Here is an 18,599-nt window from a genome sequence, read left to right as displayed (position 1 = left end):
TGGAGCGGGAAACGAGACTCGAACTCGCGACCCCAACCTTGGCAAGGTTGTGCTCTACCAACTGAGCTATTCCCGCACACTGCTTAAACTGCCATTTTTAAATGGCATCCCCAAGGGGATTCGAACCCCTGTTACCGCCGTGAAAGGGCGGTGTCCTAGGCCTCTAGACGATGGGGACGTCTCAATCAAGGAGCGCGCATTCTATTGATGGACATTTAGGTCGTCAACCCCTGTAAATAAGATTTTTACAGCTACACTGACAAAAGGTGTGTTTAAAACCGGAACGTCTCAAAGCGACCGGCGTTATGACAAATCCCGTTCAACATCGACTCCCTGCGGAGACAAGGAAAGGAAACAGGAAACACATGTCTACCACCAGCCTGGTCATTCTGGCGATATTCACTGCCCTGGCCGCCGTCGGGGCATTGGGTTTTATGCGCTGGCAGGAGCAAAAACGCCTTGAACGCGCCCGCATGGCCGTTATCCACTCCGACCAGATGGGCGAACTGAGCATGATCGGCGAAAGCCTGCAACCCTGGATCTCAGCGCCCATGCTGCACTTTATTGCGCAGGATATTCAACAGCACGGAGAAGAACTTAACCTGTTGCAGGCACCCACCAATAAACGCTGCAACAAAGCACTGGAAAATGCCCTCGCCTGGCTAAACGCAACGCCAAAGCCACCAGCAAAGCTACCCAACCAGGTGAAACAGGCTCAGGAAATACGCCATTTAATCCAGCGCTTGCAGGATCTCATCCGCAGCGGCCACCAGCATCATCGCATCGACACCAGCCAGGCCAGGCAACTGCTGCAGGAAGCCAGACTGTTGAATGTAAAAATTGCCGTGGCCGTTTTCGACTCCAAAGCAACTGCCGCCGCCAGCGTCAACAACCCACCTCAGGCCATTCATTACCTGAAAAAAGCCGAGGCGGCGCTGAAGCAGCTCAGCAATCCGCCTGACGACCTGAAAGCCATACTGGCAAGCATTCAGCAACGTATCACCCAGCAACAGGAGCAGCGCCAACCGGCGGCCGGCGGCACCCGTCTGGAAGAAGGCGCCGACCTGTTAAATGCGGAAGACGATTCCTGGAAGAAGAAACACTTCTGAGAAAACGCTCTGACAAACGCTTCTCTCCGACAGCAGCCTGTGACTGCTTCAGGAACTGAGGTAAAGTTCAGGAAGGATTCCGACCGTTCATACCGAAACAGCGCCTGCGCAAAGGACAGAATGCAGATATTCTCTCAGGTCAAAAAAAAACTGGCCCTGCAACTGGCTCTGAACACAGCCGTGGTTGCGCTGGTGATTGCCGGCATCATCAGTACCATCAGCATTCACTCCAATATCCAGACACTGAAAACGCGCCAACAGGACATCGTCACCAGCATCATTGCCAGCACACTGCCCGCTTTTAATCTGGCGACCTTCAATTACAACATACGCCTGAATCAGCAACTGGCCGACGGCCTGGTGACTCATCCCAATATCACTTCGGCCATTGTCATCGACAGTACCGGCATGCAGCTTGCGCAGGCGGTTCAGCCCAGTTCATGCGAGCCCTCCACGCTGGACATGATGATCTTCAGTGAGCCCGGTATTCATATTGAAGCCCTGAGTTATAGCGGCACCCCATTGGGGAAGCTGATTATTGAACTGGACCGCTGCCAGAGCATTGCCGAGTTTGGTAAGTTAATCCGCAATATCCTGCTTAACGCCCTGCTGCTCAGCCTGCTGCTGGCCACCTTTATCTATGCGGCGTTCTACCGTGCCGTCACCAACCCACTCACCCGGCTGGTGCGGCAGATTACCGGGCTCACAGCCGACAATCTGGACGACGTCGACCTGACCCGCATGCAGTCCAAGCGCCAGGACGAACTGGGCCAGTTGATGAATCAGTTTGCGTTACTGCTCAACCTGCTGAAAGAACACATACGGCAACAACGGAAAGCCGAAGTAACCATCAACAGCTACTCAACCAAACTGGAAGAGCTGATTCATAAACGCACCCATGCACTTACCCATCTGAACCGCCGACTGCAACAGAGCAATGACGACAGCCATACAAGCAATCCTGCCCTGCAAAGTCACCTGAGCACGCTGATACAACTGCTGAAAGAACCGCTGAATCAACTGGTGTCGAGTCTCGATAGCACACGACAGACGGATGCGCGGGATATGGCCGCCAATCTGCTCGGCTTACTGCACGACCTGCACACTTTGCAGCATGCCGGTCAGCATGACGAGATGCAGATCATAGATATCAACGAAGTCATTAAAGACTGCCTGGCCAGGATTCCCGCCGGGCAACCGCGAATTACTTACACCGCCACCACGACCAGTCCCATCCTGGCAAACGAAGACAGCCTGCGCCTGCTGCTGCAAAGTCTGATCAGCAACGGCCTGGCCCACACCAGCGAAGGTGAGCTGGCACTTAATATTCATCACGACAAGCAGCAACTGTTTATCAGCCTGTCGGGACAGCATCTGTTTATCAGTGGGGCATTACTGGAACAGGATCTTATGCCGCTGATTCCTGACAACCTGCAGCTGCCGTCCGCGTTTGGTCTGGGAATGACGCGCGAACTCGCACACTGCCTTGGCGGCGATCTGCAATATGAAACCGATGAACAACAAGGCTCTGTCATCACCTGCGACATCCACTACCAATCACTGGAATCATCACTGTCGGAGATCCGGCAACACCTGCGCCAACATCCTCTGAACCTTGTTATTCAGGATGCACCGTGCCGCAATAACGTTCTGCATTGGCTCGAACACTGGCAGTTACCCGTCAGCGAGATAACCAACCGCAACAGCCAACACAAACTGCTGCTGACCGATCAGCCCGAAATCGCCGAACGTCACGGCGAGCGCAGCATCGTGCTGAATGTTCATGGCGAAAAGAACGCGGAAAATAAACGGGAATGCACGCAGTCCGACCTGCTCAATGCGCTGCTGCGGCAGGTAAGCCCCGACCGGCAGAACAAAAAACGTACCATCCGCGTATTACTGGTCGATGACAACACCATCAATCGCATGCTGTGCCAGCGCTATCTGAAAAACCTGAATATAGAACCGGATACCGCCGACAATGGACTGCAGGCAATCGAGCAGGCCCGCCGCTGTCGTTACGATCTGGTATTGATGGATTGTCAGATGCCGGTGATGGATGGCTTTGAGGCAACTCGACAGATTCGCCGCAATTCACTCAACAGCCATACTCCGATCATTGCCCTGACCGGCCTGACCGGAGAAAACGAACGTCAGCAGTGCCTGACCGCCGGTATGAATGACTTTATTGGCAAGCCATTCACCCAGGATCAGATCCAGGCCACGCTGGTGCAGTGGATTAACAACTATTACGGCAACGCCAGCGATTAATCAGGCTTTGCAGGCGCTCTTTCAGTGACAGTGCTTCAGCCGCATCCACGGCGGTAGCACAGAGAATATCCTGCGGGACAGAAGCCGCCTGCTCACGCAGTGCCCAGCCACGATCGGTTAAGGCAACCAGCACCACCCGCTCATCCTCGCTGCTGCGACTACGTACCAACAGCCCGGACGCTTCCATGCGTTTCAGCAATGGTGTCACCGTACCGGTATCCAGCAATAACCGCTCACACAGATATTTTACCGAAACCGGTAACCGCTCTTCCTCCTGCGCCTGCCACAACACCAGCATCACCAGGTATTGCGGATAGGTCAGCTCCAGTTTTTTCAGCAGCGGTTGATACGCCTGCGTAATCAGGCGCGACAAGCTGTAAACCGAGAAACATAGCTGATTATCCAGATGCAGCTGTTGGTACACTTTGCGTTTCACAACCTACCCCAACAAACGTTCAATATCGGCCTGCAGTTTCTCTGGCTTGGTGGTCGGCGCATAGCGTTTAACAACCTCGCCCTGCTGATTGATCAGAAACTTAGTGAAGTTCCACTTAATGCCCTTGGTTCCCAACACACCTGGAGCAGCGCTTTTCAGTTGCTGATACAACGGCGCGGCATGTTCGCCATTCACTTCAATTTTGCTGAACATCGGGAATGTCACACCGTAGTTCTTCTGGCAGAAAGCGCCGATCGTTGCACTGTCGCCCTTTTCCTGCTGACCAAACTGGTTGCAGGGAAAACCAAGAATCACCAGGCCTTTGTCCTTGTACTGCTGATACAAAGCTTCAAGCCCTTCGTATTGATAGGTAAAGCCGCATTCGCTGGCCGTATTCACCACCAACACAACCTGTCCCTGATAAGCACTCAGATCCTGATCCTGGCCACTCAGCAGCGGCATGGTATGAGAAAGTACTGACATAAAACCTCCGGATATTTTATTTTGATAAATACTATTGCGCACAATATATATTCTCAACAAAAAGGGCAAGCCCGGCCTGCCCCTTCTGTTTAATCACTGTCTTTCTTCAGATCCAGCGACACCGAATTAATACAATAACGCAAGCCCGTCGGCGCAGGTCCGTCGCTGAACACATGGCCCAGATGCGCACCACAGTTCTGACACAGCACTTCAGTACGCACCATAAAGTGGCTGGTATCTACGCGCTCTTCAATCACATCATCGGTCAGCGGCTGAAAAAAACTGGGCCAGCCGCAGCCGGAATCAAACTTGGTGTCTGATAAAAACAAGGCCTCACCACAACAGATACAGTGGTAAACCCCCTGCTCTTTGCTGTCGTGATAACGCCCACTGAAGGGCGCTTCTGTACCAGCCTCCCGCGTCACCCGATAGGTTTCCGCATCCAGTTCTTTCCGCCACTGTTCGGCTGTTTTATTTACTTTGCTCATTGACGGATCTCCTGATAGCCACTTTCGAAGCGTTGACCGGAGGAGTATCATGCCAGCTTTCTTTTTCCTTTCAACAAAGGCAGTGCGACTTCCATGCAGGAAATTCTTAAATCCAACAAATTGGCTAATGTGTTTTACGATTTGCGTGGACCTGTATTACAAGCCGCCAAACGCATGGAAGAAGAAGGTCACCGTATTCTTAAACTGAATATCGGCAACCCCAAGCCATTTGGCCTTGATGCGCCAGAAGAAATCATTCAGGACGTTATTTATAACCTGCCGGATTCTGAAGGGTACGCCGACTCCAAAGGTCTGTTTTCGGCCCGCAAAGCCATCATGCAGTACGCCCAGCAAAAAAATATTCAGCATGTGGGTATCGAAGACATTATTGTCGGCAACGGCGTCAGCGAACTGATTGTTATGGCCATGCAGGGCCTGCTGAATAACGGCGACGAAGTGTTGGTTCCGGCGCCGGATTATCCGTTATGGACAGGGGCCGTCAGCCTGGCCGGTGGCCGTGCCGTGCATTATATCTGCGACGAAGGCGCTGGCTGGCAGCCTGACCTCGACGATATGCGCGCCAAAATCACCGATAAAACCCGTGCGCTGGTACTGATCAATCCGAACAACCCGACCGGTGCTGTTTATCCGCAGGAAATGCTGCTGCAGATGCTGGAAATCGCCCGTCAGAATAACCTGATCGTGTTCTCCGACGAGATTTACGACAAGATTCTGTACGATGAGGTAGAGCACGTATCCACCGCCTCACTGGCCGATGACCTGCTGATTGTTACTTTTAACGGCCTATCAAAAAATTATCGCCTGGCCGGTTTCCGTTCCGGCTGGATGATCATCAGCGGCGCCAGACACAAAGCGCGAGACTACATTGAAGGCCTGGAACTGCTGGCTTCTATGCGCATGTGTGCCAACGTGCCCGCCATGTATGCGATCCAGACCGCACTGGGTGGCTATCAAAGCATTGACGATCTGGTCGCCCCCGGTGGACGCCTGTGTCAGCAACGTGATATTGCCTGGGACATGCTCAACGACATCCCCGGCGTCAGCTGTGTCAAACCGCAGGGCGCGCTGTACTGCTTCCCGAAAGTCGATGCGAAAAAATTCAACGTGCGCAACGATGAACGTCTGGTGCTCGATTTACTGGAGCAACAGAAAATTCTGATCGTGCACGGTACCGCCTTTAACTGGCCCTACCCGGATCACTTCCGTGTGGTGTTCCTGCCACGGCCGGAAGACCTGACCCTGGCGCTGAGCAAAACCAAACAGTTTTTTGAAAGCTACCACCAGATCTGATGCTTGACGTTCATATCGACGATTTTTACAAAGATTGCGCAACCACTTTGCTGAGTGGTTTCCGCGCATTTCCGCGACAGCAAACGCTGTTTATCGAAGATATTTCCGGGCCGGATACGGTTGACGAATTCGGCCTGCACAGTCCGCGTCACCTGGCGGCACTCGGAGCGGTGCAATGGCTTCGTGAAGAAGGCTTTATCCGCTTCGGCGCCCTCAGCCGTCAGGATTCGGTGGATGATTTTGTTCTCACCAGTAAGGCCTTTACCCGTCTTATTGCACCTGCCCAGCCACAGTCACTGCGTGGTGATGCTGAGAACATTGAACACTCTGGCGATATTACGCCGGTGTTTCAGGTGCTGGAATTTGCCCGCCTGCAGGGCGACTCGCTCTGGCTGGGTGAACTGGTGCGGGATTACCTGCTCAGTAATCACATATAACGACGGGTAAACACCCGGCATAAAAACCGCGCAATGCGCGGTTTTTTTATGGGAGCTCTTCCTCGTTCCTACGCTCTGCGTGGGAATGCAACTGTGCCAGCAAGGGCTACCACGCAGAGCGTGGGAGCCAGGTGAAACCGCCAGCGTGCGAAAATCAGACATAAAAAACCGCGCCCGGCGCGGTTTTTTATGTGCCAATCCCAATATCAACTAATCCCGATATTATTTAGTACGCACATCAAAACCTGCGGCACTCAAGGCTTCGTGCAGGTCGTGGCATTTCGCCGGAACACCGACCCGCAACGTCGGAATATCACGACGTAACGGATAGTTTTTGCGCATCTGATCAAAGGTTGCTTTCAGATTATCCGAGCGCTTCATCGCAGTACGCATCACGCCATCATCAACACGAATTTCGTAACAGGCGCGAATCGCGGTACGCAAGGCCTGATAAACCGGCACCTGATCAGAAAAATTCACCCGTTTAACGCCCGGCTCCGGTAAAAACTGCGCCAGTTTGCGGCGCACCGGCAACCCAAAAAATTCGCACAAGCCCTGATACACGTATTCGGTACCGCGCATTTTGCCATCCAGCGAATAACCGGCAATATGCGGTGTTGCCAGCAGACAACGCTGCATCAGCTGCAAATCAAGCTCCGGCTCGTTTTCCCACACATCCAGAATCGCTTCAAAATCGCGGTTCTTTTGCATATGGGCCAGCAAGGCCGCATTATCCACCACCGCCCCGCGCCCGGCGTTAATCAGGCTGGCATCCGGTTTCATTTGCGCCAGACGTTGCTCATCAATCAAATGCCAGGTCGGGTGTTCGCCATCACGGGTAAGCGGCGTATGCAGCGTGACCACGTCCGCGCCCAGAACCTCGTCGAGTGACACCAGCTCACCCACCTCGTCAGGATTTTTAAAGGGGTCGGTGGCCAACACGGTAACGCCCATCTCTTCCAGACGACGACGCAGCAGCCAGCCAACGCTTCCCACTCCGACAATCCCTACGGTCACATCGGTAAAGCCAATGCCGCGCTCATCCACCAGAACGCTTAATGCGCTGAGCACATAATCAACCACCGCCTGAGCATTGCAACCCGGCGCACTTTTAAAGCCGATACCGGCTTCTTCCAGATACGCACGATCAATGTGATCAGTACCAATGGTGGCCGTGCCGACAAACTTCACCTGACTGCCGGCCAGCAACTGCGCATCAACGCGGGTCACTGAACGCACCAGCAGAATATCCGCTCCGGCAAGGTCGGCCGCAGTCATGCTGCGCCCCTCTACCAACGTGATATCACCAAAATCCGCAAAGAATTCGTTTAACAGGGGAATGTTTTCGTCCGCAACTATGTGCACTGGGGTCCGCTCTTTTCAACAGGAAGGCGCCATTGTGGCAATTGCCATCAAGAATAACAATTGCCACGGCTCAGGGAGTGTTAATCAGGGAGCAGTCATCAGGCGATAGCCTGCAGCTGTACCGGTACGCCATTCAGCGCCGCATTACCGGTCAGACCATCCAGAAGCTGATCATCGGTCAGGTCGTTGGTGTTAACACCGGCCACTTCCTGCGCCTGAGTTAAGCGGATGCCCGGTACATTATGTCCCCAGCCGTGAGGAATACTGACCACCCCCGGCATCAGTTCATCGGTGACTTCGGCCACCACCTCCAGCTCGGCGACCCGCGAGCGGACCCGCACGCTGACACCATCGGCGATACCCAGTCTCTCCGCATCAACAGGATTGAGCATCAGCGTGCAGCGGCTTTTGCCCTTCACCAGACGCTTGCTGTTATGCAGCCAGGAGTTGTTGGAGCGGATATGGCGACGACCGATCAACAGAAACTCACCATCGGCCGTCAGCGGCTGCTGCAGCTCAGAAGCAACCTGCGCCAGAGCATTGAGATACACATCAGGCGTCAGATTCAGACGCTTATCACGGGTAAACAGCCGCTTTGGCATCACCGGCTGCAGCGCACCGAGATCAATGCCTTCAGGCTGTTTCTTCAGCGCGTTGAGATCCAGCCCAGTTTTGCCGCTTTTCAGCATTTTATTCAGCACGCCTTCAGGCTTGAGCCAGCCCATCACCGCCCAGGTCAGGCGATTGGTCAGGCGTTTTTTCAGATCACCGCGGTTCAGTCGTTTGGTCAGCTGCAGCAGAATCTGCCAGTCCTGCAGCACGCCGGCTTTGGGTTTAAACAAAGCCGTCGAGTATTTAGCCACATTGCGTACCGCCAGCGCGTTAAAGATCACATCGTAATGATCACGCTCCAGCGGGCCGCACGGCGGCAGAATCAGATCCGCATGGCGGCTGGTTTCATTGAGGAAATAATCCACCGACACCATAAAATCGAGAGATTCAAAAGCACGCTCAAGCTGGCGGGTGTTAGGCGTAGACAGCAGCGGATTACCGGCCACCGTCAGCATCGCCCGGATCTGCCCTTTGCCCGGCGTCAGGATTTCTTCGGCCAGCACCGCCACCGGCAGCTCGCCACCGAATTCCGGCAGATTGCGCACCCGTGAACGGTAGCGGTCAAAATGTCCGCGCCCGCCCTGCGCGGCGGTAATGCCAACAATATCCACTGCCGGTGAGGTAAACATCGCCCCGCCTGTACGATCAAAATTGCCACTGACAATGTTCAGCACATTGATCAGCCACTGGCACAGGCCACCGTACTGCTGAACCGAAACCCCCATACGGCCATAGCAAACCGCAGATTTTGCCTGCAGCCATTGCGCCGCCAGTGCGCGCACCTGAGCGGCTTCAATACCGCTGCGTGCAGCCGTATTTTCCGGCGCATAAGCCGCACACAATCCGGCCAGATCAGCACTGTCGATATACTCCGGCAGCGCTGGCAGCTGGGCACTCAGCTCATGGATAAAGACATAGAGCAACGACAGCAACAGCAGCACATCCTGCCCCGGACGGATAAACCAGTGTTCATCAGCAACGCCAGCGGTTTCGCTGCGGCGCGGATCGATCACCAGAATTTTGCCGCCGCGCTCACGAATGGCTTTCAGGCGGTTTTTAATATCCGGCGCGGTCATCAGGCTGCCGTTTGAGGCCAGCGGATTACCGCCCATAACAATCAGAAAATCGGTACGGTCAATATCCGGCACCGGAATCTGCAGCTGATGGCCAAACATATGCAAACTGGCCATATGGTGCGGCAGCTGATCAACCGATGTTGCAGAGAATTTGTTCTTCGAGCCCAGCTGCTTGAGCAGCAACGGGCCAAAAATCATATTGCCGTAATTGTGAACATTGGGATTGCCCAGATAACTGCCCACCGCATCACGGCCGTGCTCTGCCTGAATACGGCGAAAACCTTCTGCCGCTTCATTCAGCGCCTGTGGCCAGGAAATCTCCTGCCAGCCGGAAGCGGTTTTTTTCAGCGGTGTACGCAAGCGGTCAGGATCGTTCTGCAGATCCTGCAGTGCGGTAGCTTTCGGGCAGATATAGCCGCGACTGAAGGGGTCGGATTTATCGCCCTTAATGGACAGAATCTCTTCCGTTGCCGAATTAAATTCAATTTCAATGCCGCAGGTGGCCTCGCACAGACTGCAGGTGCGTTTATGCGTCTGAATCGTCATGATGTTGTCCTGGCTGCTGTTCTGACTGCTGAATAACCGGCTGAGGCCGGGATTATTATTTTTCCTGACTATACCGGTTACTCAATGGCCCGGAGCAGGCCTTTTGTGCCAAAACTCAGCACAAATCAGCCTGCCACCCGGGTCATTAAGGCACCAACAAGGTACCAACGAGTGTCTGAACACGTCAGAAAGCCTCCTTAACGATCATGCATCCTGCCACGGGAATCCACTGATAAACCGGGAAAATATCGGACCTTACTGCCATAACTTCTATGAATGATGCACATCAGGGGGACTAATGCTCCTGACGCCATAATTCCGGTATACTCCGCGCCATTATAGAAAGGGTAGCTCCCTGTATGGGCTGATCGCCTGTCCGGGAAACTACCTTCTTACTTAATGGTACTTAGTCAGAACGGAATACAATCCCTCGTTGCTGACTAAAGTGCCCATACGTTGCAACTGAGGCTTTGAGAGGGTCGCTAATGAGTCTGTATTCAGAATATCTGAAAGAAATTGAGGTTCGTAAAAAGGATCTGGGATTACACCCAAAACCAATCGATAGCGCAGAACTGCTGTCTGAAATCATTGCCCAGATCAAAGATACCGGCAATGCAGAGCGTGAAGCCTCTCTGAACTTCTTCATCTACAACACCCTGCCAGGTACTACCCCTGCCGCTGGTGTTAAAGCTAAATTCCTGAAAGACATCGTCACCGGTGCAGAAACCGTTGCTGAAATCTCTCCGGCCTTCGCCTTAGAGCAACTGTCTCACATGAAAGGCGGCCCTTCTGTTGAAGCCCTGCTGGACATCGCGCTGTCTGACGACGCCAACAACGCCGCTGCTGGTGAAGTTCTGAAGTCTCAGGTATTCCTGTACGAAGCCGACACCAGCCGTCTGGCTGACGCTTTCAAAGCTGGCAACGCTATTGCTAAAGACATTCTGGAAAGCTACGCAAAAGCAGAATTCTTCACCAAGCTGGACGACATCCCAGAGAAAATTAAGGTTATCACCTACATCGCTGCTGAAGGTGACATCTCTACTGACTTACTGTCTCCGGGTAACCAGTCTCACTCCCGTGCTGACCGTGAACTGCACGGCCTGTGCATGATTTCTCCTGAAGCTCAGCAAGAAATCAAAAAAATGGGCGAAGAAAACCCAGACGCTAAAGTGATGCTGATCGCTGAGAAAGGCACCATGGGCGTGGGTTCTTCCCGTATGTCCGGCGTGAACAACGTAGCGCTGTGGGCGGGTGAGAAGACTTCTCCATACATTCCTTTCATCAACAACCGTCCGGTGGTTGCTGGTACCAACGGTATCGCCCCTATCTTCCTGACCACCGTTGGTGTAACCGGCGGTATCGGTCTGGACCTGAAAAACTGGGTTAAGAAAACCGACGAAAACGGCGAAATCGTCCGTGACGCCAACGGCGACCCGGTACTGGAAGAAGCCTACTCGGTTAAGACCGGCACCGTTCTGACCATCGACACTAAAGCCAAGAAGCTGCTCGACAGCGAAGGCAATGTGCTGGTTGACGTAGCATCCGCTTTCACCCCACAAAAAGTGGAATTCATGAAAGCTGGCGGTTCTTACGCGGTAACCTTCGGTAAGAAACTGCAGACCTTCGCCGCAGAAACTCTGGGCATTGAAGCACCGGATGTTTACGCCGCTTCTAAAGAAATCTCTCACGAAGGCCAGGGCCTGACCGCTGTTGAGAAGATCTTCAACCGCAATGCAGTAGGCGTTAAGTCTAAGACTCCTCTGCACACCGGTTCTGACGTTCGCGTTAAAGTGAACATCGTAGGTTCTCAGGACACCACAGGTCCTATGACCTGTCAGGAACTGGAATCCATGGCAGCTGCTACCATCTCCCCAAGCGTTGATGGTGCCTTCCAGTCTGGCTGTCACACAGCTTCTGTATGGGACAACAAAGCCAAGGCCAACACGCCTAAGCTGATGGCGTTCATGAACGCATTCGGTGTTATCACTGCACGTGACCCGAAAGGCGTTTACCACTCCATGACCGACGTAATCCACAAAGTACTGAACGACATTACTGTGGACGACCGCGCGATCATCATCGGTGGTGACTCTCACACCCGTATGTCTAAAGGTGTGGCCTTCGGTGCGGACTCCGGTACCGTTGCTATCGCACTGGCCACTGGTGAAGCAGCAATGCCAATCCCAGAGTCTGTGAAAGTAACCTTCAAAGGCAAAATGAAGCCACACATGGACTTCCGTGACATCGTACACGCCACCCAGGCGCAGATGCTGAAGAAGTTCAGCGGCGAAAACGTGTTCCAGGGTCGTGTAATCGAAGTACAGATCGGCACCCTGCTGGCTGACCAGGCCTTCACCTTCACCGACTGGACTGCAGAAATGAAAGCGAAAGCTTCTATCTGTATTTCTACCGATGACACCCTGATCCAATCTCTGGAACTGGCTAAGTCCCGTATCCAGATCATGATCAACAAAGGCATGGACAACGCAGCGGGCATGCTGCAAGGCCTGATCGACCTGGCTGACAAGCGTATTGCCGGCATCAAGTCTGGTGAAGAGCCAGCGCTGGCTCCGGACGACAACGCCAAGTACTACGCCGAGCTGGTTGTAGACCTGGACGCCATCGACGAGCCGATGATTGCTGACCCGGACGTAAACAACGAAGACGTATCCAAGCGTTACACCCACGACGTAATCCGTCCGGCTTCTTACTACAATGGCCGTAAAGTGGATCTGGGCTTCGTTGGTTCTTGCATGGTGCACAAAGGTGACATGCAGATCATCGCTGCCATGCTGCGCAACCTGGAAAAGAACGGCCCTATCACGTTCAAAGCGCCACTGGTTGTAGCGCCACCAACGTACAACATCGTTGACGAGCTGAAAGCCGAAGGCGACTGGGACATTCTGGCCAAATACGCTGGCTTCGTTTTCGACGATGACAAGCCAAAAGAAGCGGCCCGTACCAAGTACGAGAACATCCTGTACCTGGAGCGTCCTGGATGTAACCTGTGCATGGGTAACCAGGAAAAAGCAGAAGCCGGTGACACCGTTCTGGCGACCTCTACCCGTCTGTTCCAGGGCCGTGTTGTAGAAGACAGCGCTGAGAAGAAAGGTGAGTCTCTGCTGGGTTCAACCCCAATGGTTGTTCTGTCTACTATTCTGGGTCGTTTCCCGACTCTGGAAGAGTACAAAGCAGCGGTTGACGGTATCAACCTGACGTCTTTCGCTCCACCGTCTGAAGATCTGGCTCGTCCATCAATCCCTCTGAAAGCTATCTAAATAATAGCTTTTGCGGGAATCAGCCCACTGCCCTGACCTTTAAGGTTCAGGCAGCGGGCTAAGCTCAGCCAATGCACTAAGCCAGAATGAATGATTGGGTTTTGAGGTTCTGCAAAGAACGTATTCAGCGCCGGAACTTGCTCCATGCAGTTACGGCATTTCCCACATCCGTGTGGGTCACGCACAAAAGATCAATGACGAAGAGCGGATTTAGGCGGGTTTAAAATCAGCTTATGCAGCTCACTGAACTGATCGGCTTCTACTGAAAACAAAACGCGATCAAATGAAAAAACCGGCACTCGAAAGAGGAGCCGGTTTTTTTGTATACTCAATATAAAACAACTCTGTATTATTCTCGGGTCTCCGATTAAAACATCAATTTTATCATTCCAAGCATAACAAAATTAGTCATTTGAAAGCTGAAACTCCTTACGCTCCATCAACTTTATCTGCCTTACAGACTTTCTATATTTAAGAAATTTGTATAGAAAATACTTAGAAACATGATCTTCATGAGTCGAAAGAATAATCTGCCTATCAGAAAACTCGTTCCTCAACAGCTCAACTAGAGAGATCATATTTATCTCATCCATTGTCTGCACTGGATCATCAATAAGCAGTACAGCCAGGCCTTTTGCGTAGACTTTATTCAAAGCCAGATAAAGAGTGATAACTACCGCTGCTATTTGGCCTGAACTCATAGTATTAATTACATCGTGATCACTCTTCCAATTAGAAACAAACCTGATATTCTTAAGCTCATCTCCGCCTGTTTTATCTTTTATAAAGATGCCATTACCAATACCAGATTGATGTGCCTGAAGCACCTTTCCTGAGTAAATATAAAATGGAAGCTCGACATCTTTAATTAGGAGTTTCTGATAACGACTAATCGATTTTTTAAGTTTCGTTCGTAGACTAGCTATAGCATCTTTCTTAGCATTTAACTTAGACAGATCAGAAATCAAAGTTTCATAAGCTTTAATATCATTTGAAATAGATTGAAAAAATAACTTTTGGATATACTTCTGCTTCTCCTCAATATCAGTAGACTCTACTGCATTAAGAAGCTCCACCTTAGAATCAAAATAGATACCAAATACACTTTCAAAATCCATCTCCGATTCCAGTTCTTCATAGCCATCAGGGAACGCCTCAACCTTTGACATAATCCTTTTATTTAAAAGCAGAAGATTTTCTTCAAGCTCATCAAAGGATATACTTTCTTCCCTATAAGGTAGCAATAGATCAGAATACGTAACATCCTGCTTATCCAACCATAACTTCAGTCTTTCAATTCTATCTTCAACGCTTTTAGCACTTTCCAATGCAGAGATATAATCTGCAGAGGGAACAGCTTTCCTTTCCAGAAACAGCTCCACTAGCCTAGAAAACAATGGCAAGGTATTGCTAAGAAACTCACTTAATAACCCATCAAGACGCTTCTCATCAACACTAAGAACCGACCTCAACGCCAATTCCTTATTTTTAATCGCCTCCATCATGTGAGTATGACTTTCAAAGCTAGACCCACAGAGTAAGCACTCTTTTTCACCATCATTATTATCGAGATGCGCTTGTAGATGCGTCCTAAATGAAAGCAGGTCGGATACTACTTTCGAGCTATCATCGTTATATTTCTTACCATCGACAATATCTCTCAAACCAGCAACAAACTCTTCACCGTTTTTATAACCGACTAAATCAAAGCACTCCAATAAGAATGGACTTTCCAACAACGAATCCAACTTACCTCCCAATAAAGAAGCTATAGAAGACACCAACCTCATTTGTCTAGCTCCCTCTTTAAACTCCTCAAGCCTATCCATATGCTTTGAATAAGCTAGAAAATTCATCAGCACTTCGCGTTGCAATGTAGCTCGACTATGAACCCTATATTTTAAAAAGAACTCACGATTTTCAACAAGAGCACTGATTTTTTTAAGCTCTAGTAGAAAACTATCCCTTTTCTCGACCGAGAAATTTAAAATCGTTTGCTTATCCCATTCAAAAGAGCTTCCTTCCCTTTTCAATAAGGGGATAAACGGTGCTTCAGCCCCTTGATATTCTTCCGATACATTCAAATTCCCTCTATTCTCTAGAATTTTTCTTTCCCGATCTTTATCTCTAACAACATCACCAAGGCGCTTTTCAAATTCTAAAACTTTTGAGACTTTCTCCTGCATTTCAACGGTATCCCCAAAGAGTACCGATAGAGCATTAGCACGGTCTTTCTCTGACCTCCCTTTTAAGAAATGAGCCGTATCTTCCTGCTCAACATAATGAAACAATGTAAAATCACGACACACATTAGGATTTTTCAACAAGTCATTTAGATCCAATTGACTTATCTGTCGCCTATCATCACCATCAATCAAATAAATATCCCACAAATTTCTAAAATTAATAATTTTCTTATCTGAATTAGAAATCTTATCTTTCAAACATCTCTCGACAGTGATAGATCCTTCACTATTTTTTAACTCCAGCCTCACATAACAATTCATATCATTATTATGCGCAACTACTACATCATCTGGGTTTTGCTGACTTTCAGTAGAAGTAAACCTCCTAATATTACCAGTAATAGCCAACTCAACTGCATCATAAACCGAGGTTTTCCCATAACCATTAGGACCATCAAATACTATCAAGTCATTACTTCCAAACCTGATCGAAAAATCTCCGGAAAACAACTTAAAATTATAGAAGAAAATCCGTTCTAGACGGTACATTCCAATCATAACCGCTCCCAATCTGAAGAGATTTTGTCCTCAATTGAATATTCCTCACTAAGAATATAATCAAGCATCTTTAAATCAGACTCCATGAGCTCTTCCCTAACGAATTCATCCAAATTTTCTAAATTGTTGGACTGAGGTAAATAGTGAACAAAAGGCAGCTTAGTAATAAGCCTAATGAGCAGTGGGTAGTAATGTCCCTTTTGAAAGCCCATAGTTTTAAATAATTCAAATAAATCCCCCCCACTTTCAGCAAGAAGAGAATTCAGTCTTTCATTATTAAAATCACCATTCAGTTTTCCTTTTAAAGACGACAACTCCTCCCCCGAATAAGTTATAACATTCTTTTTGAAAAAATATGGATTTTCTTCAAATTGCAACAACACTGAATCAGATACAGAGACAGAACTGCAGCATAGTATTAACGTACTATTCTTACGAAAACTTTCGTCCGTAAAATCCAGCAACTCCAGCCTGCCCATCAATTCTTCCGAACCATCTATAGCAAGACTTTTTAAAAATTCGTCGGAGACATCATCAGACTGTAATAAAACATAATATTCCTGATTCCCCTCACCATATTTATATGGAACAGCAATTTTAGAACGAACCCCATCTATCCCCGAGTCAAAATCATGCACATCAAAATTGTTTGACTCACATAATCCTTGTACAACTTCAAGCATCATCCATTTCCCTTATTGCAGTGCTTTTCTTTATAAGGCGAATATCTCGTGATATTTGAGAGATCTTTTCCCTACTCTCGACCGCTTCATCAACATAATATTGCTCTAGAGAAACAGATGAAAGCCTACTATACTCTTCACCAAAATGATTAATTTCAACTGCGTTTTCACACCCTGTCACCATTGCTGACACTTCAAACAACAAAGATATAGCTTGCCCATTATTCATAATATCAATTACCAATCGTTTCTTCGTTCCAGCGCCAATAGTCGTTGGCAAGTAACTCTTCCCACTACTTTTATAAAGAATCAGTTTTCTAGCATCATCATGGCTAAATTTAGTTCTGCACATATCCGCAAATATAGGAAAAAGGTACTGCCTTAAATCATCACGATTTATTGATATTGCATTATCTAGCGTACTTTCAGCATCTAAAGCTATATGAGGACTGAGAATCTTATAGTGGTGTAATAAATCTTTCGCAGGCAAGTTAAGCAAAACATTCATTGCAGTATTTAGATTAGAATCACCATTGAAGTAAGACTCCGAAATCTCTGCCGGACATAGATCTTCATCATCAAGGAACTCATCAAACAGACGAATGAAATTTAGTTTAAATCTTGCTGCCAAATAGGCTTCATCGGAATCTCTTACAGAGCCACGAGTAATAACATCTATAATCCCTGAGAATAAAATTGGAGTCTCATTGCCAGAATTCAAGTTTAAGTGTTTCAGAATTATATTTTCATCTAACAGACTCAACAGAACACAGAATATTTTTTCTATTGCCGTGGCGGCCGAGTCTATACTAAGGATACTGTGTAGCTCAGCAATCGCGGTCTTTACTTTTATGTCGATAGAAGCGATATCACATGCAAGGCCATCGCCATAATCATATTGTTTAACCCTACCAGTTACGCGCAACGCGTCCGTCGCTCCATACATTGTATTAAGTATACGAAACACTTCATTTTCATTAGATAAGCGACCATCTTCATCTCGAGCTTGCCTGAGAATTTTAATTTTCTTCTCAGCCACAAGTTCATCAGAAAAGGTCTTCTGAATATAAGAATTAGTAGGATCATCCTGATGATTCTCTATAACTTTATAAATGACACCCTTAAGCTTCACCTCAAAACTATCGCCACCGTTCCAGTTTAAAGGCCTCCAAGTATGTAAATAACCGGTTACTGAAGAAAATTCTCCCATATCGAGTTGTAAAAGCATTGCAAACAATGCATTTTCAAATGTACTAAATGCCGTTTCATTAATTGCTTTTACTTGGTGAAATGATTCAAAACCATCAGGTCCTTTGATATCAAAATCCTCATGATTCTCTAATATCAGTTCGTAACCTGAGAAATCAAAGTCTAATCTCTCACCAAGCTTCTGCTTAATAAGCGTTAAGGTATGATAGAGAGCAACCTTACCTTGATAGTTAAATCCGCTCCAAGTTGCTGACGCATCATGCGACATCTAGATTCCTTTTTTAAATTGCAAAAACACTAAAGAAAACTACGTAGACACCCACTTTAACAATCTATCTGTGAGAGAAAATTTAGAGCCTTCACCGACACCCATCTGATTGTTCTGCAAAATCCCACATCACAGCGAAAACTCTTCCAGAAAAACGCTCACACCTATTAATCCGGTTTTTCTGCGCCAACAAACCTTTCGGCTGTTTACCTTTCCCTATGGGCATTGGCCTGTTGCGCAGACTGTCTGACGTTATTAGTAACAGAAAACTCACTTTTTTGGT

At 49.1% G+C, this 18,599-nt stretch carries 13 protein-coding genes and 2 tRNA genes; 5 read left to right on the top strand and 10 right to left on the bottom strand.

Annotated features, from left to right (window positions below; translation table 11 throughout):
• Both NYR02_RS11210 and NYR02_RS11205 read right to left on the bottom strand, forming a co-directional pair.
• Positions 1–76: transfer RNA gene (locus tag NYR02_RS11210), tRNA-Gly, on the bottom strand.
• Between the two features lie 26 nt (positions 77–102).
• Positions 103–178, bottom strand: a tRNA-Glu gene (locus tag NYR02_RS11205).
• 187 nt (positions 179–365) lie between these two features.
• Between NYR02_RS11205 and NYR02_RS11200 the strand changes: the two genes are divergently transcribed.
• Together NYR02_RS11200 and NYR02_RS11195 are read left to right on the top strand one after the other, a co-directional pair.
• Positions 366–1,109 (top strand): hypothetical protein, encoded by a 744-nt coding sequence (locus NYR02_RS11200; RefSeq protein ID WP_260976457.1) that lies wholly within the window; start codon positions 366–368, stop codon positions 1,107–1,109.
• 120 nt (positions 1,110–1,229) lie between these two features.
• Positions 1,230–3,380 carry a response regulator gene (locus NYR02_RS11195; RefSeq protein ID WP_260976456.1) on the top strand — a complete coding sequence of 717 codons (2,151 nt, stop codon included), beginning with the start codon at positions 1,230–1,232 and terminating at the stop codon, positions 3,378–3,380.
• Here the strand turns inward: NYR02_RS11195 and NYR02_RS11190 are convergent.
• From NYR02_RS11190 to msrB, 3 genes are all read right to left on the bottom strand, one after another.
• On the bottom strand, positions 3,349–3,816 hold the full coding sequence (locus NYR02_RS11190; protein ID WP_260976455.1) for a MarR family winged helix-turn-helix transcriptional regulator: 468 nt from the start codon (positions 3,814–3,816) through the stop codon (positions 3,349–3,351). The genes NYR02_RS11195 and NYR02_RS11190 overlap by 32 nt on opposite strands.
• Positions 3,817–3,819: 3 nt before the next feature.
• The gene (locus NYR02_RS11185) at positions 3,820–4,299 is read right to left on the bottom strand and encodes a glutathione peroxidase (RefSeq protein WP_260976454.1); all 480 of its coding nucleotides are present in this window, start codon (positions 4,297–4,299) and stop codon (positions 3,820–3,822) included.
• An 89-nt stretch (positions 4,300–4,388) separates the two neighbouring features.
• Positions 4,389–4,787 carry a peptide-methionine (R)-S-oxide reductase MsrB gene (gene msrB, locus NYR02_RS11180; protein ID WP_260976453.1) on the bottom strand — a complete coding sequence of 133 codons (399 nt, stop codon included), beginning with the start codon at positions 4,785–4,787 and terminating at the stop codon, positions 4,389–4,391.
• A gap of 93 nt (positions 4,788–4,880) precedes the next feature.
• Here msrB and NYR02_RS11175 point away from each other — a divergent pair, with 93 nt between their 5' ends.
• The gene (locus NYR02_RS11175) at positions 4,881–6,098 is read left to right on the top strand and encodes a pyridoxal phosphate-dependent aminotransferase (protein WP_260976452.1); all 1,218 of its coding nucleotides are present in this window, start codon (positions 4,881–4,883) and stop codon (positions 6,096–6,098) included.
• A complete protein-coding gene (locus NYR02_RS11170) occupies positions 6,098–6,535 on the top strand; it encodes a hypothetical protein (protein WP_260976451.1) in 438 nt (145 codons plus the stop codon). Before NYR02_RS11175 ends, NYR02_RS11170 begins: the two co-directional genes overlap by 1 nt.
• A gap of 222 nt (positions 6,536–6,757) precedes the next feature.
• Here NYR02_RS11170 and pdxB read toward each other — a convergent pair whose 3' ends face one another.
• Positions 6,758–7,900: a 4-phosphoerythronate dehydrogenase PdxB gene (gene pdxB, locus NYR02_RS11165; protein WP_260976450.1), complete on the bottom strand. Its 1,143-nt coding sequence runs from the start codon at positions 7,898–7,900 to the stop codon at positions 6,758–6,760.
• Positions 7,901–7,998: 98 nt separating this feature from the next.
• Entirely contained in the window at positions 7,999–10,134 is a 2,136-nt protein-coding gene (locus NYR02_RS11160; RefSeq protein ID WP_260976449.1) for a molybdopterin oxidoreductase family protein, read from the bottom strand.
• A 485-nt stretch (positions 10,135–10,619) separates the two neighbouring features.
• On the opposite strand from NYR02_RS11160, the gene NYR02_RS11155 reads away from it, so the two are divergent.
• On the top strand, positions 10,620–13,412 hold the full coding sequence (locus NYR02_RS11155) for a bifunctional aconitate hydratase 2/2-methylisocitrate dehydratase (protein ID WP_260976448.1): 2,793 nt from the start codon (positions 10,620–10,622) through the stop codon (positions 13,410–13,412).
• A 404-nt stretch (positions 13,413–13,816) separates the two neighbouring features.
• Here NYR02_RS11155 and NYR02_RS11150 read toward each other — a convergent pair whose 3' ends face one another.
• The 3 genes from NYR02_RS11150 to NYR02_RS11140 are packed head-to-tail and all read right to left on the bottom strand — an operon-like array spanning position 13,817 to position 18,316.
• Positions 13,817–16,156: an AAA family ATPase gene (locus NYR02_RS11150; RefSeq protein ID WP_260976447.1), complete on the bottom strand. Its 2,340-nt coding sequence runs from the start codon at positions 16,154–16,156 to the stop codon at positions 13,817–13,819.
• Positions 16,153–16,842 carry an ABC-three component system middle component 1 gene (locus NYR02_RS11145; protein WP_260976446.1) on the bottom strand — a complete coding sequence of 230 codons (690 nt, stop codon included), beginning with the start codon at positions 16,840–16,842 and terminating at the stop codon, positions 16,153–16,155. Before NYR02_RS11145 ends, NYR02_RS11150 begins: the two co-directional genes overlap by 4 nt.
• Positions 16,832–18,316 carry an ABC-three component system protein gene (locus tag NYR02_RS11140; RefSeq protein ID WP_260976445.1) on the bottom strand — a complete coding sequence of 495 codons (1,485 nt, stop codon included), beginning with the start codon at positions 18,314–18,316 and terminating at the stop codon, positions 16,832–16,834. The genes NYR02_RS11145 and NYR02_RS11140 overlap by 11 nt, the downstream gene beginning before the upstream one ends.
• Between the last annotated feature and the right edge of the window lie 283 nt (positions 18,317–18,599).

It is taken from the genome of Thalassolituus pacificus (genome assembly GCF_025318105.1).
GTDB lineage: Bacteria > Pseudomonadota > Gammaproteobacteria > Pseudomonadales > Oceanobacteraceae > Venatoribacter > Venatoribacter pacificus.
This window is presented reverse-complemented; position numbering and strand designations above follow the sequence as displayed.